Annotated in this window: 19 protein-coding genes; 10 read left to right on the forward strand and 9 right to left on the reverse strand. The window is 66.5% G+C overall.

All coding sequences use genetic code 11. The annotated features are described in order from the left end of the window. Positions 1–26: 26 nt before the first annotated feature. Positions 27–3,539 carry a DNA polymerase III subunit alpha gene (dnaE, locus tag QTH91_RS15220; RefSeq protein ID WP_286660945.1) on the reverse strand — a complete coding sequence of 1,171 codons (3,513 nt, stop codon included), beginning with the start codon at positions 3,537–3,539 and terminating at the stop codon, positions 27–29. A 66-nt stretch (positions 3,540–3,605) separates the two neighbouring features. Between dnaE and QTH91_RS15225 the strand changes: the two genes are divergently transcribed. Continuing rightward, the gene (locus tag QTH91_RS15225) at positions 3,606–4,412 is read left to right on the forward strand and encodes a sulfurtransferase (protein ID WP_286660946.1); all 807 of its coding nucleotides are present in this window, start codon (positions 3,606–3,608) and stop codon (positions 4,410–4,412) included. Here QTH91_RS15225 and QTH91_RS15230 read toward each other — a convergent pair. The 4 genes from QTH91_RS15230 to QTH91_RS15245 form a co-directional block, all read right to left on the reverse strand. Continuing rightward, entirely contained in the window at positions 4,390–5,286 is an 897-nt protein-coding gene (locus tag QTH91_RS15230; protein WP_286660947.1) for a pirin family protein, read from the reverse strand. The two genes, QTH91_RS15225 and QTH91_RS15230, sit on opposite strands and share 23 nt — an antisense overlap. A gap of 42 nt (positions 5,287–5,328) precedes the next feature. After that, entirely contained in the window at positions 5,329–5,883 is a 555-nt protein-coding gene (locus QTH91_RS15235) for a flavodoxin family protein (RefSeq protein WP_286660948.1), read from the reverse strand. Between the two features lie 21 nt (positions 5,884–5,904). Beyond that, positions 5,905–6,300, reverse strand: a complete 396-nt coding sequence (locus QTH91_RS15240) for a DoxX family protein (protein ID WP_286661587.1) — start codon at positions 6,298–6,300, stop codon at positions 5,905–5,907. 127 nt (positions 6,301–6,427) lie between these two features. Next, positions 6,428–7,129, reverse strand: coding sequence for a pirin family protein (locus QTH91_RS15245; RefSeq protein WP_286660949.1), 702 nt, complete (start codon positions 7,127–7,129; stop codon positions 6,428–6,430). Between the two features lie 159 nt (positions 7,130–7,288). Between QTH91_RS15245 and QTH91_RS15250 the strand changes: the two genes are divergently transcribed. From QTH91_RS15250 to QTH91_RS15285, 8 genes are all read left to right on the forward strand, one after another. Continuing rightward, on the forward strand, positions 7,289–8,245 hold the full coding sequence (locus QTH91_RS15250; RefSeq protein WP_286660950.1) for a LysR family transcriptional regulator: 957 nt from the start codon (positions 7,289–7,291) through the stop codon (positions 8,243–8,245). A 66-nt stretch (positions 8,246–8,311) separates the two neighbouring features. After that, the gene (locus QTH91_RS15255) at positions 8,312–9,364 is read left to right on the forward strand and encodes an NAD(P)/FAD-dependent oxidoreductase (RefSeq protein ID WP_286660951.1); all 1,053 of its coding nucleotides are present in this window, start codon (positions 8,312–8,314) and stop codon (positions 9,362–9,364) included. A 13-nt stretch (positions 9,365–9,377) separates the two neighbouring features. After that, positions 9,378–10,286: a tRNA glutamyl-Q(34) synthetase GluQRS gene (gene gluQRS / locus QTH91_RS15260; protein ID WP_286660952.1), complete on the forward strand. Its 909-nt coding sequence runs from the start codon at positions 9,378–9,380 to the stop codon at positions 10,284–10,286. Beyond that, positions 10,273–11,052, forward strand: coding sequence for a tRNA (guanosine(46)-N7)-methyltransferase TrmB (gene trmB, locus QTH91_RS15265; RefSeq protein ID WP_286660953.1), 780 nt, complete (start codon positions 10,273–10,275; stop codon positions 11,050–11,052). The genes gluQRS and trmB overlap by 14 nt, the downstream gene beginning before the upstream one ends. Positions 11,053–11,121: 69 nt before the next feature. Further along, positions 11,122–12,270 carry an ABC transporter substrate-binding protein gene (locus tag QTH91_RS15270; protein WP_286660954.1) on the forward strand — a complete coding sequence of 383 codons (1,149 nt, stop codon included), beginning with the start codon at positions 11,122–11,124 and terminating at the stop codon, positions 12,268–12,270. Between the two features lie 131 nt (positions 12,271–12,401). Continuing rightward, complete coding sequence (locus QTH91_RS15275; RefSeq protein ID WP_286660955.1) at positions 12,402–13,175, forward strand: class II aldolase/adducin family protein; 774 nt, start codon at positions 12,402–12,404, stop codon at positions 13,173–13,175. Between the two features lie 258 nt (positions 13,176–13,433). Next, on the forward strand, positions 13,434–15,194 hold the full coding sequence (locus QTH91_RS15280) for a hypothetical protein (protein ID WP_286660956.1): 1,761 nt from the start codon (positions 13,434–13,436) through the stop codon (positions 15,192–15,194). An 81-nt stretch (positions 15,195–15,275) separates the two neighbouring features. Next, positions 15,276–15,851 carry a hypothetical protein gene (locus QTH91_RS15285; protein WP_286660957.1) on the forward strand — a complete coding sequence of 192 codons (576 nt, stop codon included), beginning with the start codon at positions 15,276–15,278 and terminating at the stop codon, positions 15,849–15,851. Between the two features lie 37 nt (positions 15,852–15,888). On the opposite strand, the gene QTH91_RS15290 is transcribed toward QTH91_RS15285, so the two are convergent. From QTH91_RS15290 to QTH91_RS15300, 3 genes are all read right to left on the reverse strand, one after another. Further along, entirely contained in the window at positions 15,889–16,593 is a 705-nt protein-coding gene (locus tag QTH91_RS15290; RefSeq protein WP_286660958.1) for an SDR family oxidoreductase, read from the reverse strand. A gap of 39 nt (positions 16,594–16,632) precedes the next feature. Beyond that, complete coding sequence (locus tag QTH91_RS15295) at positions 16,633–17,634, reverse strand: NADP-dependent oxidoreductase (protein ID WP_286660959.1); 1,002 nt, start codon at positions 17,632–17,634, stop codon at positions 16,633–16,635. A 96-nt stretch (positions 17,635–17,730) separates the two neighbouring features. Beyond that, entirely contained in the window at positions 17,731–18,333 is a 603-nt protein-coding gene (locus QTH91_RS15300) for a TetR/AcrR family transcriptional regulator (RefSeq protein ID WP_286661588.1), read from the reverse strand. A 99-nt stretch (positions 18,334–18,432) separates the two neighbouring features. Between QTH91_RS15300 and QTH91_RS15305 the strand changes: the two genes are divergently transcribed. Then, on the forward strand, positions 18,433–19,182 hold the full coding sequence (locus QTH91_RS15305; RefSeq protein ID WP_286660960.1) for a transporter substrate-binding domain-containing protein: 750 nt from the start codon (positions 18,433–18,435) through the stop codon (positions 19,180–19,182). 29 nt (positions 19,183–19,211) lie between these two features. Here QTH91_RS15305 and QTH91_RS15310 read toward each other — a convergent pair whose 3' ends face one another. Beyond that, positions 19,212–20,279 carry a sulfate ABC transporter substrate-binding protein gene (locus QTH91_RS15310; RefSeq protein WP_286660961.1) on the reverse strand — a complete coding sequence of 356 codons (1,068 nt, stop codon included), beginning with the start codon at positions 20,277–20,279 and terminating at the stop codon, positions 19,212–19,214. Positions 20,280–20,402 lie beyond the last annotated feature (123 nt).

The following is a 20,402-nucleotide window of genomic DNA, read 5'->3' on the forward strand; positions in this document are numbered from 1 at the left end:
CATGCAGCGCCGCCCGGACGTCTCAGCTATTCGTAGACGACGGTCGCATTGCCGGACTCGGCTTGCGCAGTCCAGCTCGCCAGCGCGGCGTCGGTCGGGAAGAAGCGCGCCGCCTCCCCCAATTGCAGCTCGACCTGGGCACCGGCGCGCTGGAGTGCCAGTCGCACCGCCATGCCGTGCCGCAGCTCGCCATGCTCGCTCGTTTCCAGCTGTGGCGGGAACTCGCGCGCCAGCCGTGCGATGTCGGGCGCATGGCCGTTCACCGCCACGCGCAGGTATTTGCCAAAGCGGCAGCGCGCCTGCGCGAGGTCCCAGACCTGCTGGACCACGAAGCGCGCCTCGAAGCCTCCGCGGCCCGGCTGGAGCCTGCCGCTGACAACGACGAGTTCGTCATCCTTGAGCGCATTGCGGTTAGCGTTGAGCAAGGCTTCGTCCACGGTCGCCTCGATGGCGCCGGACTTGTCGTCCAGCTTGAGGATGCCCACCCGCCCGCGCATGCCATTGATGACGCGCAGTTCGCCGACGATGCCCGCGATCATCTGCGGATCCCGGGTGTCGATCAGATCGTCGATCTGTCGCTTGCAGAAGCGCCGGACCTCGTGCGATACCTCGTCGAACAGGTGGCCGGACAGGAAGAAGCCGATGGCCGTCTTCTCGTGCGTGAGGCGCTCGCGCACGCCCCACGGCGTGGCATCGACGAGTTCCGGCTCCACGCTGGCCGAGCCGTGCTCGCCGTCGCCGAAGATGTCCACCTGTGCGGCGTTGGCCGCGGTGGCATTGGCGAACTCGAAGGCGCGGTCGAGCGACGCCACCAATGAAGCCCGGTTCTGCTGCAGGTTGTCGAAGGCGCCCGCCTTGATCAGCGCCTCGACGGTGCGCTTGTTGATGCGCTGGCGGTCCACCCGCACGCAGAAGTCGTAGAGGCTCTTGAAGGGGCCACCTTCCTCGCGCGCCTTGACCACCGCCTCGATGGCCAGTTGGCCCGTGCCCTTGACGGCGCCGAGCCCGTAACGGATCACCTTGTCGCTCACTGGCTCGAAGCGATAGTTGCCGCGGTTCACGTCCGGCATCTCGAAGGTCATGCCGAAGTTCTTGGTCGCGTCTTCGAACAACACCTTGAGCTTGTCGGTGTTGTCCATTTCCACCGTCATGTTGGCGCAGTAGAACTCGGCCGTGTAATGGACCTTCAGCCACCCGGTGTGATAGGCCAGCAGTGAGTAGGCCGCGGCGTGCGACTTGTTGAAGCCATAGCCGGCAAACTTCTCCATCAGGTCGAAGATCTCGTCGGCCTTTTCCTGCGGGATGTTGTGGGTGGCCAGCGCACCGGCGCGGAACTTCGTGCGGTGCTCGGCCATTTCCTCGGCCTTCTTCTTGCCCATCGCGCGGCGCAGCAGGTCGGCGCCGCCGAGCGAATAGCCGCCCAGGATCTGCGCCGTCTGCATCACCTGCTCCTGGTAGACCATGATCCCGTAGGTCTCGCTGAGCATGTTGGCCACGGCCGGGTGCGGATACTCCACCTGCTCGCGGCCATGCTTGCGGGCCACGAAGCTGGGAATCAGGTCCATCGGGCCCGGGCGGTACAGCGCGTTCAGGGCGATCAGGTCTTCCAGGCGCGTGGGCCGCGCGTCTTTCAGCATGCCTTGCATGCCGCGCGATTCGAACTGGAACACGGCTTCGGTCTTGCCGTCGGCAAACAGGCGGTAGGTGGCGGCGTCGTCCAGCGCGATGTTCTCGTAGGCGAAGCCCTCCTGCCCCTTGTGCCGCTTCATGATGAACTCGCGGGCGATCTCCAGGATCGTCAGCGTGGCCAGGCCCAGAAAGTCGAACTTCACAAGACCGATGGCCTCGACGTCGTCCTTGTCGTACTGGCTCACCGCCGAATCGCTGCCCGGCTGCTGATAGAGCGGGCAGAAGTCGGTGAGCTTGCCCGGCGCGATCAGCACCCCGCCGGCGTGCATGCCGATGTTGCGCGTCATGCCCTCGAGCTTCTGCGCCATCTCGACCACCGTGCGCACCTCTTCCTCGCGCTCGATGCGTGCGGCCAGCATCGGCTCGGCGGCGATGGCGTACTTTTCCTTGTCGTCGTCCTTCAGGTCGGGCGGCGGATACTGCAGCGTGACCGGCTTGCCCGGCTTGTTGGGAATGAGCTTGCTGATGCCGTCGCAGAAGTTGTAGCTCATGTCCATCACGCGGCCGACGTCGCGGATGGCGGCGCGCGCAGCCATGGTGCCGAAGGTGGCGATCTGGCTGACCGCATTGCGGCCGTACTTGTCCTTGACGTAGTCGATCACGCGGTCGCGGTTGCCCTGGCAGAAGTCGATGTCGAAGTCAGGCATCGACACGCGCTCCGGATTCAGGAAGCGCTCGAACAGCAGGTTGTATTGCAGCGGATCGAGGTCGGTGATCTTCATCGCGTAGGCCACCAGCGAACCGGCACCGGAACCCCGGCCCGGCCCCACCGGGCAGCCGTTGTTCTTGGCCCACTGGATGAAGTCGCCCACGATCAGGAAGTAGCCCGGAAAGCCCATCTTCAGGATGGTGCCGATCTCGAATTCCAGCCGCTCGACGTAGCGCGGCCGCTCGGCATCGCGCCTGGCGACGTCCGGGTACAGGTGGGCCAGGCGTTCTTCCAGGCCCTCGAACGAGGCGAAGCGGAAGTACTCGTCGATCGGCATGCCGTTGGGCGTCGGAAAGTCCGGCAACTGCGGCTTGCCCAGCACCAGCGTCAAGCTGCAGCGCTTGGCGATCTCCAGGGTGTTGGCCACCGCGCTCGGCACGTCGGCAAAGAGGGCCTCCATCTGCGACGAGCTCCTGAAATACTGCTCGGCGGTGAAACGGCGGACACGGCGCTGGTTGCCCAGGATCTCGCCTTCGGCAATGCAAACGCGCGCCTCGTGCGCCTCGAAGTCCTCGGGCGTGGCGAACTGAACCGGGTGCGTGGCCACCACCGGCATCGACAGGCGGGCGGCCAGTTGCACCGCTGCCACCACGTGCGGTTCGTCGTCCGGGCGGCCGGCGCGCTGCAGCTCGATGTAGAAGCGGTGCGTGAAGATGCCGGCGAGCTCCAGCGCAATCTCGGCGGCGCGTTCCTGCCCGTGCGCGCCGCCGGCGAGCAGCGGGTGGCCCAGCGGCCCGTACTGCGCACCCGAAAGCGCGATCAGGCCGGCATTGAGTTCGCGCAGCCAATCCAGCTTGCACACGGCCTGCGATTGACCGCGTCCGACGTTCTGGGTCCAGGCCCGGGCCAGGAGCTCCGACAGGTTCAGATAGCCCTGCTTGTCCTGCACCAGCAGCAGCATGCGGGTGTAGGCGCCCGGGTCCTTGCCCATGCCTTCGAGAAAGATCTCGCAGCCCAGCACCGGCTTGATGCCTTTGCCCCGCGCTTCCTTGTAGAACTTGATGCCGCCGAACAGGTTGTTGAGGTCCGTGATGGCCAGGGCCGGCTGGCCATCGCCGGCGGCCGCCTTGACGACCTCATCGATTCGGTTGGTGCCGTCGACGACGGAAAACTCGGTGTGCAGGCGCAGGTGAACAAACATGCCCTGATTGTAGAAAGGCGGCCCATCCCGGATGCTGGAATGGCGAGTTTCTAGAATATCGCCCTCGTGTCTGAAATCCTCAACATTGCCGCCTACAAGTTCGTCGCCATCGGCGACGGCCCCGCCCTGCGCGATCATCTCCTGGCGCACGCCCGCACGCTGGAGCTTCGCGGCACGGTGCTGATCTCGCCCGAAGGGATCAACATGTTCCTGGCGGGCACGGCGACCGCCGTCGAAGACTTCCTGGCCTTGCTCCGCGCCGATGCTCGCTTTTCGGACCTTGTCGCCAAGAAGAGCTGGTCGGCCACGCAGCCGTTCCGGCGCATGCTGGTCAAGTGCAAGCGCGAAATCATCCGCATGGACCACCCCGCCATCCAGCCCGCTTCGGGCCGTGCGCCGGGGGTCGAGCCGGCCACCCTCAGGCGGTGGCTCGACCAGGGCCACGACGACGAAGGCAAGCCGGTCGCGCTGCTCGACACCCGCAATGCCTTCGAGGTCGACTACGGCACCTTCGAAGGCGCGATCGACTGGCGCATCAGCAAGTTCACCGAGTTCCCCAAGGCGGTGGCCGAGCATCGCGAGCAACTGGCCGGCAAGACGGTCGTCAGCTTCTGCACTGGCGGCATCCGCTGCGAGAAGGCCAACCTGCTGATGCACGAGATGGGTCTGGACAACACCTTGCAGCTCGAAGGCGGCATCCTGCGCTACTTCGAGGAAGTGGGCGGCGCGCACTACCGCGGTGACTGCTTCGTCTTCGACGGCCGCGAGGCGCTTGCGCCCGACCTGAGCGCGCGGCGGCAGGACGTGAGCGCCCGGGCCCCTGAAGACCCGGACCTGGGCGTCAAGCGACCTATGGCTGCGCCGGCGTCCTGAACACCGGGTGGTCCGGCAGCGGAATGAATTCCGTCTCGCCGGGCACCTTGTCGAAGCGCTTGGCCTCCCAGTCGGCCCCAGCCTGGGCGATGCGCTCGCGCCGACTTGAAACGAAATTCCACACCATGTGACGCGGCCCATCCAGCGCTGCACCGCCCACCAACACCGCGCGCACGGGCGCATCGGCCGTGGCCTTCAGCACCGCCGCGTTGCCGCCCTCGGGCAAGACCACCATCGCGTAAGGCGGCACCGCCTCGCCATCGAGGGTGACCGAGCCTTGCGCCACATACAGCGCCTGTTCCTGCACCAGTGGCGGCAGCTCGATGCTTCCGCCAGGCGGCAATTGGATGTCGAGGTAGAGCGTCGGCGCGAAGGTCGCGACCGGCGAGCGCACGCCGAAGGCCTCGCCCACCAGCACGCGCACCGCATGGCCTTGCTCGCTCACCTCGGGAATGTCGGCCGCGCCGGTGTGGAAGAAGCTGGGTGCCACCTCTTCCTGGTCTTGCGGCAATGCGGCCCAAAGCTGCAGGCCGTGATTCACGAACTCGCCGCGCAGAAGGCGATCGGGCTTGCGCTCTGAATGCACGATGCCGCGCCCGGCGGTCATCCAGTTGATCGCGCCGGGGCGGATCTCCTGCTCGCTGCCGATGCTGTCGCGATGCATCATCGCGCCCTCGAACAGGTAGGTGACGGTGGCCAGGCCGATGTGCGGGTGCGGCCGCACATCGTGCGCCCTGCCCTCGTGTTCGGTCACCGGCCCCATGTGGTCGAAGAAGACGAAGGGGCCGACCGAGCGACGGCTGGCGGCCGGCAGCAGGCGGCGCACCAGAAAGCCGCCGCCAAGATCCTTCTGATGGGGTTCGAGCAATTGCATTGAAAGCTTCCTATCTGGACTTGATTCGGCGCCCGGGATGACTCAGCCCGCCAGGCGCTGCGCGGCGGCAGCAACGCGCTCGCCCAGGGCACGGGCGGTTTCCAGGTCGCCCCGCGACATCTCGGATGAACTGGCGTCGGTCGGCGACGTGGCCAGTGCGCCGGCGTAGCCGCCAACGTAATTGGGCGAGTCGCGGGTGGCGGCCTTGTCGTTGCTGGGCAGCACGCCCAGGCTGACCCACAGGCCGCTATGCTGCATGGCCAGCGTCCAGAAGTAGGCGATGGTGGCGTGCTTGTCGCCATTCATCGCACTGGAATTGGTAAAGCCGGCGAAGAGCTTGTCTTTCCAGGCCTGCACGAACCAGGGCTTGGAAGACGCATCGGCAAACTTCTTGAACTGCCAGCTCGGCCCGCCCATGTAGGTGGGCGCACCGAAGATGATGGCGTCGGCGGCGGCCAGCGCCTCCCAGCCGCCGCGCGGCAGGTTGCCATCGGCATCGATGGCGATCAGGTGGGCGCCGGCGCCTTCGGCCACCGCCTGCGCCATGCGCTGCGTGTGGCCGTAGCCGGAGTGGAAAACAACGACGATGTCAGACATCGCCCGAGTTTCCACGCCGAATCACTTCTTGTCGATGGACAGGCGACCAGGACCGAATGCAGCCAGGGCCAGCAGGCCGCCGACGATCGCGATGTTCTTGGTGAACAGCAGCGTCACGATCATCTTCTGAGCTTCCGGCGCGGACCAGTAGGGATGGAAGAAGAACGAGGCAGCCAGCGTGAACACGGCCAGCACGATGGCGGCGATGCGCGTCTTGTAGCCCAACAGCAATGCCGCGCCGGCGCCCACTTCCACCAGGATGGCGAGCACCGCGCCCACCGCCGGCAGCGGCAGGCCAACGGAGCCGATGTAGCCGACGGTGCCGGCGAATCCCATGATCTTGCTGATGCCTGCCGGGATGAACATGTAGGCGATCAGCACGCGGCCGATGAGCGCCAGGGCATCGCTGCCCGGCATGGCGACGGCGCCGGAATTGGAAGAAGCGGTGATCGAGTTGGACATGGGAAGACTCCTGGGGTTGAAAAAACAAGAAGGAAAAAAGGACAGTGGAGCGCGGCTCACTGCGCCGCGCATCCCTCGAAGGTCAGGGCTGCAGGTCGAACACCAGCACCTCGGCCTGCTTGCCGTGGGCCAGCGACAGCGCGTCGACGCCCTCCAGCTTGGCGGCATCGCCACCGGTCAGCTTCTGGCCGTTGACCTCCAGCTCGCCGCGCACCAGGTGCACGTACGTCTTGCGGGCCGGATCGAGTGGCAGGCTGGCGTGCTCGTCACCGTCGAACAGACCGGCGTACAGGCGCGCATCGGCATGGATCCGCACCGAGCCGTCGGCCGAGTCCGGCGACGCCACCAGGCGCAGGCGACCGCGCTTCTCGGCTTCGGCAAACGCCTTCTGCTCGTAGCCAGGCTCGATGCCCTTCACGTTCGGCTCGATCCAGATCTGCAGGAAGTGCGTGGTCTGGTCGGACTTGTGGTTGAACTCGCTGTGCGTCACGCCGCGCCCTGCGCTCATGCGCTGGACCTCGCCGGGCGGAATCGATTCCACGTTGCCCATGCTGTCCTTGTGGGCCAACTCGCCCGAAAGCACGTAGCTGATGATTTCCATGTCCCGGTGGCCGTGAGTGCCGAAGCCAGCACCGGCCGCCACGCGGTCCTCGTTGATGACGCGCAGGTTGCCGAAGCCCATGTGAGCCGGGTCGTAGTAGCCCGCGAAGGAAAAGCTGTGGAACGAGCGAAGCCAGCCGTGGTCGGCATAGCCGCGTTCCTGTGATCTGCGAATTTGAAGCATCTTTCACTCCTTGTCCGCGGGGCGCTCGGCCCGGCGGTTCCTGGTAAGCCGCGCCTGACTGCGCAGCGATGGGATGAAGTTTGAGCGTGTCGGGGCGGCTCGCGAGGCTGCCGATTTGAAGGCATCATTCAATTTTTTCGAACGATCGGAATTCCAGCCATGCCCAGCGCCCGCGACGCCCTCACCCCCGATGCCCTGGCCATGCTGCAGGCCGTGGCCCAGACCGGCAGCTTTGCCGGCGCCGCCCGCGCTCTGGGGCTGGTGCCCAGTGCGCTCAGTTATCGGGTGCGCCAGATCGAGGACGCGCTGGATGTGCTGCTGTTCGACCGCAGCGCGCGGCAGGCGCGCATCACCGAAGCCGGCGCTGAATTGCTGCGCGAAGGCAACAGGCTGCTCGGCGAAATCGACGCGGTGGCCAATCGGGTGCGGCGCGTGGCGACCGGCTGGGAGGCGCAGCTGACCATCGCCATGGACACCGTCATCGCCCGCGATCCGGTCATGGATCTGGTGGGCGCCTTCTACGACCTGGCCCCACCCACCCGGCTCAAGCTGCTGGACGAAACGCTGCTGGGCACTGTGCAGGCGCTCACCGAAGGCCATGCGGACCTGGCCATCGGCGCCATCGTCGATGCGGCCACTCTGTCCTACACCTCGCCAGGCGTGCACAGCTGCCTCCTGGGCGAACTGAGCTTCGTCTATTGCGTGGCACCCAATCATCCGCTGGCCCGCGTGCAGGGCCCTCTGGGCGATGACGTGCTTCGCCAGCACCGCGGCGTTGCCGCCGCGGATTCGTCGCGAACGGGGCAAAGCCTGAACGTGAACCTCGTCAGCGGGCAGGACGTGCTGACCGTCCCCAGCATGCATGCCAAGCTGGCGGCGCAGTTGCACGGCCTGGGCGGCGGCTTTCTGCCCGAACCCATGGCCCGTCCCTACATCGAGGCCGGCCATCTCGTCGAATGCCGGACCGAGCGCACGCCGCCCAAGGGGCAGATGCACTGCGCCTGGCGCGTCGCGGGCACCGGCAAGAAGCCCGGTCGCGCGCTGCAATGGTGGCTCGCGCGTTTCGAACACGAAGGCACGCGTCGGGCCTTGCTGGAAAACCATCGGGGGCGCTGAGCCGGCATCGGGTGCGCTTGCGGTTAGAGTCCAGCCACGATCGCCAGCACGCCCAAGAAAGCACTCATGCCCCAAACACGTTCACGCAAAGCCTCCAGCAAGCATTTCGCCATCATCGGTGCGGGCATCGCCGGCGTCGCATGTGCCCGTACGCTGGTGCAGGCCGGCCACCGGGTCACGGTGTTCGAGCAGGCTGACCGCCCGGGCGGTCGGATGGCCAGCGAGGATTCGCCCTTCGGCAGTTTCGACAGCGGGGCCCAGTACTTCACCGTGCGCGACCCGCGCTTCATGCGCGTCATCCAGATCGAACCCGAGCTGTGCCGTCCCTGGAGCGCCAATGCCGTGCGCGTGCTCGATGCCCACGGCCGCGTTGCCGAGGCCGCCCTGCCCAGCCACGAGCCGCATTTCGTTGCCCAACCCGGCATGGGCGCGCTGGTGCGCCATTGGGCCGCGCCGCTGGGCGATGCGCTCGTCACCGGCACCGAAGTGACCGGCATCGAGGCCGACGCGCTGGACGCGCAGCGCTGGCAGTTGCGCACGCGCGGGGCCGACGATTCGCAGCACGTCTACTCCGGCTTCGACGCGGTCTTGCTGGCCACGCCGCCCAATGCCGCTCGGCGCCTGCTCGAAGGACGCGCGTCAGCACTCGTCCAACAAATGGCACATGTGCAGGTCGCGCCTTGCTGGACGCTGATGATCGCCTTTCCCAACGCGAGCCAGCCCACGCTGCCCCACCTGGGCCCGCAGTGGAACGCAGCGCGCAGCACGCACCATCGCGTCGCCTGGCTGGCGCGCGAATCTTCCAAGCCCGGCCGGCAGACGCTCGAGCGCTGGACCGTTCAAGCGAGCCCCAAGTGGTCGACCGAGCACCTGCGCGACGATCCCCAGCGGGTCCAGGCCAAGCTGCTGCGCGCGTTCTCCGAAATCACCGGCATCCGCGCGGAGCCCGGCTACGCCCTTGCGCGCTGCTGGCCCGAGGCCCAGACCAGTGTGCCGGCAGGCCGCCCGCACCTGTGGGACGCCAAGACGCGCCTGGGTGCGGCTGGCGACTGGTGCACCGGCCACCGCGTGGAGGAAGCCTTCCTCTCGGGCCTGTCGCTGGCGTTGGCCGTCGCCTGACACGGACTCACGCATGGCCGAGGTCGGCCGCTTCGCCCCATCGCCCACCGGTCCGCTGCATGCGGGCTCGCTGGTCGCCGCGCTGGCCAGCTGGCTCGACGTGCGGGCGCGCGGACCGCACTCGCGCTGGCTGGTGCGCATCGAGGATGCCGACACCGAGCGCTGCAAGCCTGAGTTCGCAACCCTGATCCTGCGTCAATTGCAGGACTGCGGCCTCGTGCCCGACGAGCCACCGGTCTGGCAGACGCACCGGACGGCGCTCTACAACGCCGCCCTCGAACAGTTGCGACACGGCGGCCTGGCCTATCCCTGCGGCTGCTCGCGCAAGGACATCGACGCCGCGCTGGCCGCCCAGGGCTTCACGCACGAGCGTCACGGCGAACGCGTCTACCCCGGCACCTGCCGCAACGGACTGCATGGCAAGCCAGCGCGGGCTTGGCGTTTTGCCACGGAGCATTTCCAGCGCCAGCGGATGGACGATTCGCCCCTGCATTGGACCGACCGCCGCCTCGGCCCGCAGGTGCAGGGTGTGGCGCGCGAGGTTGGCGACTTCATCCTGCGCCGCGCCGACGGCCCCTGGGCCTACCAACTGGCGGTGGTGGTGGACGATGCCGACCAGGGCATCACCGACGTCGTCCGTGGCGAGGACCTGGCCGACAACACGGCGCGCCAGATCCTGCTGCAGCGCGCGCTCGGGCTGCCGACCCCGCGCTACCTGCACACGCCCCTGGTGCTGGGGCCCGACGGCAGCAAGCTTTCCAAGCAGAACGGCGCCACGGCCATCGATACCGCCACGCCTGCTGCCGCCGCGGCGGCCCTGGCCGATGCTGCCAAAGCCCTTTGCCTCGTGGGCGACGAGCGTGCCGGCTGGGTGGCCCAATGGCGCGCTCTTTACAATCGCGGTCCCCATGAACGCGCATGACCCCGACCCCGCGGCTGGCGACCAGGACGCCGCTCCGCCCGCCCCCGACGCCACGCCTCAAGACCCCGCCGAGGAATCGCCCCATCCCCTGCACCGGAGACTGCGCAGCTTCGTGCGCCGCGCCGGCCGCACCACCGAAGGCCAGGCCCGGGCCTACCGGGAGCACGGACCCTCGTTTCTTCTGCCCTACAGCGCCTCCAGGCTGGACCTGGCTGCTGCCTTCGGCCGCGAGGCGCCAACGGTGCTGGAGATCGGCTTCGGCATGGGCGAGGCCACAGCACACATCGCCGGCCTGAAGCCCGACATCAACTTCCTGTGCTGCGAAGTGCACGAACCCGGCGTCGGCGCGCTGCTCAAGCGAATCGGCGAGCAGAACCTCGGCAACATCCGGATCTGCGCGCACGACGCGGTCGAAGTGCTCGACGACATGCTCGCCCCCGGCGTGCTGGCCGGCGTGCACATCTTCTTTCCGGATCCATGGCACAAGAAGCGCCATCACAAGCGCCGCCTGATCCAGCCGCCTCTGGTGAAAAAGCTCGCCGACCGCCTGGCCCCCGGCGGCTACCTGCACTGCGCCACCGACTGGAAGCCCTACGCGGAGCAGATGGTGCAGGTGCTGTCGGCAGAACCGATGCTGGCGCCTTCGCCCGACGCCTCGCCCGAAGGCTTCTCGCCCAAGCCCGACTACCGTCCGCTCACCAAGTTCGAGAACCGCGGCATCAAGCTGGGACACGGCGTCTACGACGTTTTGTTCACGAAACGCTGACTTTTTACCTCTTCCCTGGCACCGCCCTTGCGTAGCATCGGCAGGTAACGATTTGTTAAGGAAGATGGAATGAAGTCAACGCGCAGGCAGTGGATGGCGCAGGCCGGCGGTATCGGGATGGGGATGCTGGCGTGGGGTAGCCTGAATGCTGCTCATGCCGCGCCGCCGCCGGGTCGCAAGCTGCTGATCGGCCAATCGGTTCCACTCACCGGCGCGGCCAGCGAGATCGGCCTGGCCTTCGCGGCCGGCGCGAAGCTCTACGTCGATGCCTTCAATGACCGCAGCGACGTGCCGATGGGCCTGGAATTGCGCCAGCTCGACGACGGTTACGACCCCGCGCGCGCCGGCGCCAATGCGAAGAAGTTGATGGCCGAAGGTGCCGACCTGCTGTTCGGCTTCGTGGGCACGGACGCCGCCGCCAATGCCGCTTCGATCGCCCGCCAGAACAACGCCGTGCTGTTGGCGCCCTTCGCGGCCGGCGATGCGCTGCGCGACGGCTCGCAGCCCCAGGTCTTTCACGTGCGGCCGAGCATTGCCGACGAGGCTTTCAAGATCGTCCAGCACTGCGGCACCATCGGCCAGACCCGCATCGCCGTGCTCGGCGAGGACGACGCGATGGGCCGCGCTGGCCTCGCCGCGGTCGAGCGCGCGCTCAAGGAACTGAAGATGCCGCCGCCGGTGGCCAGTGCCTTCGTGGCACCCAACAGCGACAAAGTGGATGCGGCAGTGGCGACGATCATGGCCGGCAAGCCGCAAGCGGTGGTGCAGGCCTCGCTCTTCAAGACCACGGCGGCCTTTATCCGGGGCATGAAGAAGGCGGGCTACGGCGGCGCCTTCATGAACTTCTCGGTGGTGGGCATGGACCCGCTGTTCGTCGCGCTGGGCAAGGACATCCGCGGCGTGGTGGTCAGCCAGGTGGTGCCCTCGCCGCGCAGCTCGGCCACGCCCATCGTCCGCGAATATCTGGCGGCCATCGACAACTCCGATCAGTCGCCCAGCTACGAGAGCCTGGAAGGCTTCATTGCCGCCAAGGTGCTCGGCGAAGCGGTGCGACGCGCCGGGCCGGGGCTCAACCGCGCGGGCATGCAACGGGCACTGTCGGCGCTGGGGGACCTGGACGTCGGCGGCCTGCGCATCAACTTGCGCGCCGGCCCCCGCGATTCCGCCTGGGCGATCGACCTGGTGACCATCACGGCCGACGGACGCGTGGTGCGCTGAGGGGCATTTGCCTTGCGGCAATGTGTGTCCGCTGCCGGACACACATTCGGTCGCGCGCTGGTCTAGAGTGCTTGTCGAAGCGGCGAGAATTCGACGCGCGCCACGCGCAAGACACCACAAGGAGACAACCCATGAACGCCACCACGTCAAAAGAATCCGAAGCCCTGCGACGCCTCGTCGGCGAAGAGGAATGGCAGTTGCGGCAAGACCTCGCCGCCTGCTATCGGCTCGTGGCCCTGTACGGCTGGAGCGACCTCGTGTTCACGCACATCAGCGCGCGCATTCCCGGGCCGGAGCATCACTTCCTCATCAACCCCTACGGCTTGATGTTCGACGAGATCACCGCATCCAGCCTGGTGAAGGTGGACCAGCATTGCAACAAGGTGATCGACTCGCCCTACCCTGTCAATCCGGCGGGCTTCGTCATTCACAGCTGTATCCACGAGGCGCGTGAAGACGTGGCCTGCGTGCTGCATACCCACAGCCGCGCCGGCGTGGCGGTAAGCGCGCAGAAGTGCGGCGTGCTGCCCATCAGCCAGCAGAGCACCTTCGTGCTCGCCTCGCTGGGCTATCACGACTACGAAGGCGTGGCGCTGCGCGATGACGAGAAGCCGCGCCTCGTGGCCGACCTGGGGCACAAGACCTTCCTCATGCTGCGCAACCACGGCCTGCTGACCGTCGGCAAGAGCGTGCCCGAAGCGTTTCTGTCGATGTACACCTTCGAGAACACCTGCCGCATCCAGATCGATGCGCAGGCTGGCGGTGAACTGGTGCATGTGGACCCGCGCATCCTGCAGGGCCTGGCCGAGGTCATGAAGACCGTCACGGCCGGGCAAGGCGCCGGCATTGCGTGGCCGGCGCTGCTGCGCAAGCTCGATCGCGTCGATCCTTCCTACAAGTTGTGACTCGGCGCTACGTGCGCTGCGCCGCCTGAATCGCACCGAACTGGCGCAAGCGGCGCACCACTGCCGCGCATGCTGAGGCCGTCGAGCCTCCACACCAGGGCCTGCTCGCACTACAAGCGTTCAGGCCCGTTTTTTGCCCCTGTTCGCGTGTCGTGTGAAGGCTTGGACAACGGCCTCTGGCCCTTAACATCTTCATCACGCGTACAGCGCGCGCGGCTCGCGCTTTCTCGACGCCGCATGGAAGGGAGTCATCACACCATGCAGCGCTCACACCCCACGCCCATTCGCCACATCGCCACTGCGGCCATCACGGTGTTCGCGCTGTTGGTCGCACCGAGTTGCGGTGGCGGCAACAGCAGCGAAGGCCCGGCAGACTCGGCCAGCCCGGCCGATGAGCAGGCAGGCTCGAAGAACGAGAGCATCTGGGGCGTCGCGCCTTCCAGCGCCACATCCAAGACGCCCGCGACGTGGTTGCCTTCGATGGCCGGCGCAGGCGTCACGACCGTTCGCAACTTTCACGCAGCGCCGAATGATGATCAGCTGACGCCGATCACGGCGGCAGGCATGACAGTCGTCGGCTTCCTGATGTGGAGCACCGCTGCAAACCGGCCGGGCGCCGATTGGACACTGCCCGTCGACGACCTGGACGGATGGCGCGCCTACGTCACCGATCAGGTCAAGCGCTACAAGGGCAAGGTCAAGTACTGGGAGATCTGGAACGAGCCACCCAACTTCACCAAGGACACATCGCCGGCGTCTTATGGCAAGGTCGTGGCCGCTGCCTACGACGCCGCCAAGGCCGCGGACCCGAGTGTGCAACTCGGCCTTGCGGCCAAGAGCAACCACGTGAACTATCTGGCCGAAGCGATCGCCGCAGGGGCCGCCGACAAGTTCGACTTCGTCACGCTGCACCCCTACGAGACTGCGGAGTTGCTGCCACAGGGCTGGGAAGGCCAGTTCATGTCCATCGTGCCGCGCGTGCGGCAGATGCTCGAGGTGATGAACCCTGCGAAGGCATCGGTGCCGCTGTGGTTCACCGAGATCGGCATATCGGCCGCACCGCCTGCCGAGCGGGGACTTGGCCCGCAAGGCCAGGCCGATGCACTCATCAAGATCTACACCATGGCCTTTGCGCAAGGCGTGGCCCGCCTCTACTGGTTCGAGCCGCGCGACAGCGAAGGCCTGCAGATGGGCCTCACCACCGCCGACGGCACGCGGCGCCCCGCATGGAGCGCGATGCGCGGCCTCAAGGCCGCGCTCGGCGCCACGCCGCGCTACGTGGGCTGGACCCAACCGGACAACGCCTGGTACGGCTTCGTCTTCCGGGGGCCGCAGGGCGTCGTGCTGTCGGCCTGGTCGCGCGCTGGCGAATCGACGACGTTGCGGCTCGGCTCCGAAGTGCGGGTGGTCAACCCGCGCACCGGCGCGAGCACGACCACCCGCACCCCGTCCATCACCGATGCGCCGATCCTGCTGATCGCACCCAACGGATCGAACCAGGCGCGCAAGTGGCTCGACGAAGCCCAAGCGAACGACGGCAAGACCTTCCCATGGAATGGCGACCACAGCGCGTCGACCAGCGTTCAACTCGAACCTGGCGCGAAACCCGCCGGCGTCTTCATGAAGAACCCGCCGCCCACCACCGTCGTGAACGGCGTCGCTGAAGCGAGCCTGGAAGGAACCATCGGCGCCTGCTTCGCCGTGGACCCGACCTTTCTTTCGTACGCCTACAAGACCACACCGATCCGCATCAGCGCGACGGTGCGCGGGCACGGCATCGGCAAGCCTGGGTTTTTTCTCCTGTATGAGTCGGGCGCGCCGATCGCATCGACGGACGTCAACAACCTACGGCAAGCCGATGGCGGCTCGTTCGACATCCAGGGCACGAGCGTCCAGCAAAAGACCTGGACCGTGCCCGACGCCCGCTTCATCGGCCTGTACGGCTATCACTTCTGCTTCTATTCGCCGAGCCTGGAGCAATCGCACTTCAGCGTGCAGCGGGTGACGGTGAGCCGGTAGGTTTCATCGCCGGCAGCCCTGACAAGGCGTCATGTTGTCTGGCATGATGAACACAAAGTAACTACACGCGGTGTGTTGCCCATGGTCAGACTTCTTGGCTCATTGTTCGGCGGCCGGCCTGCACCGGCCGCTTCCCCAACCCCGGCGACGGCGGATCCGCAAGGCGAGCCCCCAAGCTTCGAGCAGTATCTGGCCGTGGCCATCCGGCATTCGCGCGCGCTCACGCCGCGTGGCGAGGCCGTGATGACGGAACACATCCGTCAGTTCGCGCAGATCGCGTGCGAAGGCGCGGACCGCCGCGACGACGCCAGGCGCAACGCCCGCCATGCCGCGGAGAACGCCCTCGACATCCGCGCGGCCGAACTGCTGCGAATTCCGCTTTCGCCAAGACGCACTCTCACGTCTTTCGCCGCCGAGCTGTATCGCGACGCGATGCTGCGAAAGGCCAGGCACGATGCCGTGGTGCAGATGCGCCTGTTCTGCAGCGAGATGACGCTGAACGTGCTGGACACGGGCGCCGAATGCGATTGGTGCAAGGCCAACGATGGCAAGGCCTTCCCGGTCAGCGAAGACCCCAACGAACTGCTGGCCAGGCATTGCAGCTGCGCGCCGTATTCGTCTGCGACGTTCTACCCGGCCGAAGTGCACTGCGGCTAGTGCCTTGGCAGGTGCGCAGGCTCATGCCCGTGCGCTCTCACACGGCTTGGGGCAGATAGCTCGGTCTGGGTGCCGTCATGCCCTGCTTCACATGCAGGGTGAGGTCATCGGCGAGCACCTCGTCCGCGCCCGATTCAAGTCCGTCGAGTGCCCGCTTGACGATGGCTTCGGGGCTGGATTTCGGCGCATCGAGCCCGCGCGTGAGGTCGGTATCGACGTACGCCATGTGGAGCCCGAGCACCTGTGTCTTCTGCGCCGCAAGCTCATTGCGAAGTGCATTGGTGAGCGACCAGGCCGCGGACTTGCTGGCCGAGTAGGCCGCCAGTTCACCCCCGTTGATCCATGAAGCGATCGACAACACGTTGAGCATCGCCCCGCCGCCGTTGGCCTTGAGGATCGGCGCGAAAGCCTTGCTGACGCGCAACATGGCGAAGAAGTTGGTCTCGAAGATGCGCCGAGCGACCTCTTCACTGTCGGGCGCAAGAAAACCACCGGGTTGGGCAATGCCAGCGTTGTTGACCACGAGCGTCACGTCGGACGCGAGCTCCGCAGCAGCCGCCACATCGCTTGGCGAGGTCACGTCGAGCTTCAGAGGTTGAACCCCTGCTTGCGTCACGGATGCGGGGTCGCGTGCACCGGCATAGACCTTGCGGGCGCCGCGAGCGATCAACTCACGCGCGAAGGTCAGGCCGATGCCGCGATTGGCGCCGGTGACGAGGACGACGGCATTCTGAATCTTCATGAGGAACTCCAAAGGGGGGTGGTGTGGAAAGAAGCGAGGTCACTTGACCTTGATGACAACCTTGCCCTTCGCGCGGCCGGCTTCGACGTAGGCAAGGGCTTCATTGGTCGACTCGAACGCGAAGGTGCGATCGATCACGGGGCGGATTGCTCCGGCCTCGATGAGGCGGGAGATCTCTTGCAGTTGGGCGCCGCTGGGGCTCATGAAGAGGAACGAGTAACCAATCCCTCGCGCGCGCGCCCTGCGCCGCACGCCTGCGCTCAGTAGCCGAACGACCCATTGCACGAAGCGGGGCGCCTCGATGGCCTTGCCGAACTCAGGGTCTGGTGGCCCCGAGATGGAGATCAGTCTTCCGCCGCGCTTGAGTACTCGCAGCGACTTCTCCAGCGTCTTGCCGTCCTGGCTGTGAAGCACGACGTCGTAGTCGCGCAGCACCTCTTCAAAATCTTGCGACTTGTAGTCGACCACAACGTCGGCGCCGAGACTTTTCACCAGCGCGGCATTGGCCGCGCTCGCCGTCGTGGCGACGGTCGCACCCAGATGCTTGGCAAGCTGGATGGCGAACGTGCCGACGCCGCCGGAGCCTGCCTGAATGAAGACCTTTTCATCCTTCTTGAGATGAGCCTTCCCGACCAGTGCCTGCCAAGCCGTCAGGCCCACCAGAGGGATCGAGGCGGCTTGCTCCATCGACAGGTTGCTGGGCTTGAGCGCAAGGGATGTCTCCCTGACAGGGACGAATTCGGCGAAGGTGCCGATGCGCAAGTCGTCGACTCTTGCATAGACCTCGTCCCCCACCTTGAAGCGCCTTGCGCGCGATCCCGCCTTCACGACGACACCCGCGACGTCGTGCCCCAAGACCACGGGCAGGCGGTAAGGCAGGATGAGCTTGAACTCTCCATCTCTGATCTTGGAGTCCAGTTGATTCACGCCAGCGGCATGGACTTCGACCAGCACCTCGTCATCGCGCAATTCCGGAGTGGGCAGCGCCATCGAGCGCAGGTCACGCTTCTTGCCATAGCGCTCCAGGACAAATGCTTTCATCACTTCATGTCACTCCGTCGAATGGGATGCGGCCATTTTTGCATGATGACCATCATATTGAATGGCGCACGAAAATGTTGATCACTCGTCGGCTCCTCAGTCGCCGATCGACGTCAATTGCTTGATAGCGGTCTCGCGCAGATCGTCCGACAGCGAGGGCTCGTCGACCGCACGGGCCAGCAGCAGCGCTCCAACCATGGTGGACAGGGTCACGAGCGCCCGCTCGTGGGCGCCTGGCTTTCCCCAGTCCGGCAGTTGGCGGGCGACGAGATCGATCATTTCCTTGATATGCCGCGTGACCGCCCGACGCACCTCCGGGACCTGACGCGATGTCTCGGAACCCAGTGCAACCAGGGGGCAAAGGATATCGGCTCGGTCCAGGTGCTCCTTGGACAGATACGCAGCCACCAGGGTCGCCAGCGCCGCATCGCCAGGCGCGCCGGCCACCACATCCGCTGCCGCGGCCGAGGATTCGGCGCACGCCTTTGTCGCAGCTTCGGCCAACATGGCATCGCGCGAGGCGAAGTGGGCGTAGAAGGCGCCGTGCGTGAGGCCAGCCTCCTTCATGATGTCGGCGACGCCGGTACCGCCATAACCGCTGTGACGAATGGCCCGGGCGGCCACCGACACGATGCGCTCGTGCGTAACGTCTTTGGCGGCTGATCGGGTGGATTGGCGCTTTCGCATGACCGTCATCATACTAAATTTGGCCAACATGCGTGTTGCCCAGCCTTCCCTTCCGACGCCTGAAGGCCTGTCTCTTGCGCTGTTGCGGGAGGCAGGTACGCTTCGATCCCCATGAGCCAAGCCTTTCACAATCCCGAACTTCGCGCCGCCTTTGCACCCAAGGGTGCGCTGCGTGCCTCGATCAACCTGGGCAACCCCATCCTTGCGCGCCGTGACCAAAGCGGCGCACCTGCCGGCGTGTCGGTGGACCTGGCGCGCGCCCTCGCCCGCCTGCTGGGGCCGGAGATCGAGTTCAAGGTGTTTGAAAAAGCCGCAGCCTCGGTGGACGCGGTGCGGCAGGAAGAGGCGGACATCGGGTTCTTTGCCATCGATCCGGCCCGCAGCGAGGGCCTGTCATTCAGCGCGCCCTACGTGTTGATCGAAGGCAGCTACCTCGTGCCATCGGCCTCTTCCATCCAGGCCAACGACGCGGTCGATCGTGAGGGCCTGCGGGTGGCCGTCGGCGAGGGCAGCGCCTACGACCTGTTCCTCACGCGCGAGCTGAAAGCGGCGACCATCGTGCGCGTGCCCGGCGCGGCCGGCGTCATGCAGGCGCTTCGCGCGGGCGAGGCCGACGTGGCTGCCGGCATCCGGCAGGTGCTGCAAGCCGAGGCCGCCGCCGCTGGTGCGGGCCTGCGGATGCTGCCCGGCCGCTTCATGGTGATCCAGCAGGCGATGGGCATGCCGGCGTCGCGCGGCGCCGGAGCCGCCCGCGCCTTGCACGACTTCGTCGAGGCGATGAAGGCCAGCGGCTTCGTGGCGCAAGCGCTGGAGCGCCACAACGTGCAAGGGGCCAGCGTGGCGCCCGCGGCACAAGCCTGAATCGGCGCGCTGCCCTTGGCAGCTGCTCGCTACTTCTGGTTGTTGGTGTAGACCTGATCGAAGCTCGCGCCTTCGGCGAAGTGCGCCTGCGTCGCCTTGCTCCAGCCGCCGAAGGCTTCGTCGATGGTGAAGAGCGCGAGCTTGGGGAACTGCTTTGCGTACTTGGCTTGCGCCTTTTCAGAGGTCGGGCGATAGAAGTGCTTGCCGGCGATGTCCTGGCCTTCGTCGCTGTAGAGGTACTTGAGGTATTCCTCCGACACGACGCGCGTGCCGCGCTTGTCGACCACCTTGTCCACCACCGTCACCGCCGGCTCGGCCAGGATCGACACCGACGGAACGACGATCTCGAACTTCTCTGCACCGAACTCGCGCAGCGCGAGGAAGGCCTCGTTCTCCCAGGCCAGCAGCACGTCGCCCACGCCGCGCTGCACGAAGGTGATGGTGCTGCCCCGTGCGCCGGTATCGAGCACCGGCACGTTGCGGTAGAGCCGGGCCACGAAGTCCTTGGCCTGCGCATCGCCGCCGTACTTGCGCTTGGCAAACTCCCACGCGGCCAGGTAGTTCCAGCGCGCGCCGCCCGAGGTCTTGGGATTGGGCGTGATCACCTGCAGGCCGGGTTTGAGCAGATCGTCCCAGTCCTTCACGCCCTTGGGATTGCCCTTCTTCACCAGGAAGACGATGGTCGATGTGTAGGGCGACGCGTTGTGCGGCAGGCGCTTTTGCCAGTCGGCCTTGACCCACTGGCCGTTGCTGACCAGCGCGTCGGTGTCGCCACCCAGCGCCAGCGTGGCCACGTCGGCCTCCAGCCCGTCGATGATCGAGCGCGCCTGCTTGCCGGAGCCACCGTGCGATTGCTTGATGCTTACCTGCTGCCCCGTCTTGCCCTTCCAATAGGCGGCGAATGCCTTGTTGTAGTCGGCATAGAGTTCGCGGGTGGGGTCGTAGGACACATTCAGCAACGTGATGGGAGCCGCCGAGGCGCCCGCCTGCTGCTGTGCAAGGGCGGCCGGAGCCGCGCCGATACCGGCCAGGCCGGCGGCCGTCGCCGCGGCGCCCAGGGCGGCGCGGAAGATGAAGCTGCGTCGTTGTGTGTTCATGGTTCTCGAATCCGTCGATGTGCAAGGCGACCGATTCTTCGCGGCAAGCCGAGGCAGGAGAACGAAGCACTTCGCACATCCAAGCACGAAAAACGCATATGGCGGCCGAGCCCTTAGCTGCGG

Origin of the sequence: Variovorax dokdonensis (assembly GCF_030316895.1) — a bacterium.
Classification (GTDB): domain Bacteria; phylum Pseudomonadota; class Gammaproteobacteria; order Burkholderiales; family Burkholderiaceae_C; genus Variovorax; species Variovorax dokdonensis.

Excerpts from the sequence above, each read along its gene's own strand:
- dnaE (WP_286660945.1), bottom strand. The coding sequence starts at position 3,539 with ATGTTTGTTCACCTGCGCCTGCACACCGAGTTTTCCGTCGTCGACGGC.
- QTH91_RS15230 (WP_286660947.1), bottom strand. The coding sequence starts at position 5,286 with ATGCAATTGCTCGAACCCCATCAGAAGGATCTTGGCGGCGGCTTTCTG.
- QTH91_RS15235 (WP_286660948.1), bottom strand. The coding sequence starts at position 5,883 with ATGTCTGACATCGTCGTTGTTTTCCACTCCGGCTACGGCCACACGCAG.
- QTH91_RS15240 (WP_286661587.1), bottom strand. The coding sequence starts at position 6,300 with ATGCCGGGCAGCGATGCCCTGGCGCTCATCGGCCGCGTGCTGATCGCC.
- QTH91_RS15245 (WP_286660949.1), bottom strand. The coding sequence starts at position 7,129 with ATGCTTCAAATTCGCAGATCACAGGAACGCGGCTATGCCGACCACGGC.
- QTH91_RS15250 (WP_286660950.1), top strand. The coding sequence starts at position 7,289 with ATGCCCAGCGCCCGCGACGCCCTCACCCCCGATGCCCTGGCCATGCTG.
- QTH91_RS15255 (WP_286660951.1), top strand. The coding sequence starts at position 8,312 with ATGCCCCAAACACGTTCACGCAAAGCCTCCAGCAAGCATTTCGCCATC.
- gluQRS (WP_286660952.1), top strand. The coding sequence starts at position 9,378 with ATGGCCGAGGTCGGCCGCTTCGCCCCATCGCCCACCGGTCCGCTGCAT.
- trmB (WP_286660953.1), top strand. The coding sequence starts at position 10,273 with ATGAACGCGCATGACCCCGACCCCGCGGCTGGCGACCAGGACGCCGCT.
- QTH91_RS15270 (WP_286660954.1), top strand. The coding sequence starts at position 11,122 with ATGAAGTCAACGCGCAGGCAGTGGATGGCGCAGGCCGGCGGTATCGGG.
- QTH91_RS15275 (WP_286660955.1), top strand. The coding sequence starts at position 12,402 with ATGAACGCCACCACGTCAAAAGAATCCGAAGCCCTGCGACGCCTCGTC.
- QTH91_RS15280 (WP_286660956.1), top strand. The coding sequence starts at position 13,434 with ATGCAGCGCTCACACCCCACGCCCATTCGCCACATCGCCACTGCGGCC.
- QTH91_RS15285 (WP_286660957.1), top strand. The coding sequence starts at position 15,276 with ATGGTCAGACTTCTTGGCTCATTGTTCGGCGGCCGGCCTGCACCGGCC.
- QTH91_RS15290 (WP_286660958.1), bottom strand. The coding sequence starts at position 16,593 with ATGAAGATTCAGAATGCCGTCGTCCTCGTCACCGGCGCCAATCGCGGC.
- QTH91_RS15295 (WP_286660959.1), bottom strand. The coding sequence starts at position 17,634 with ATGAAAGCATTTGTCCTGGAGCGCTATGGCAAGAAGCGTGACCTGCGC.
- QTH91_RS15300 (WP_286661588.1), bottom strand. The coding sequence starts at position 18,333 with ATGATGACGGTCATGCGAAAGCGCCAATCCACCCGATCAGCCGCCAAA.
- QTH91_RS15305 (WP_286660960.1), top strand. The coding sequence starts at position 18,433 with ATGAGCCAAGCCTTTCACAATCCCGAACTTCGCGCCGCCTTTGCACCC.
- QTH91_RS15310 (WP_286660961.1), bottom strand. The coding sequence starts at position 20,279 with ATGAACACACAACGACGCAGCTTCATCTTCCGCGCCGCCCTGGGCGCC.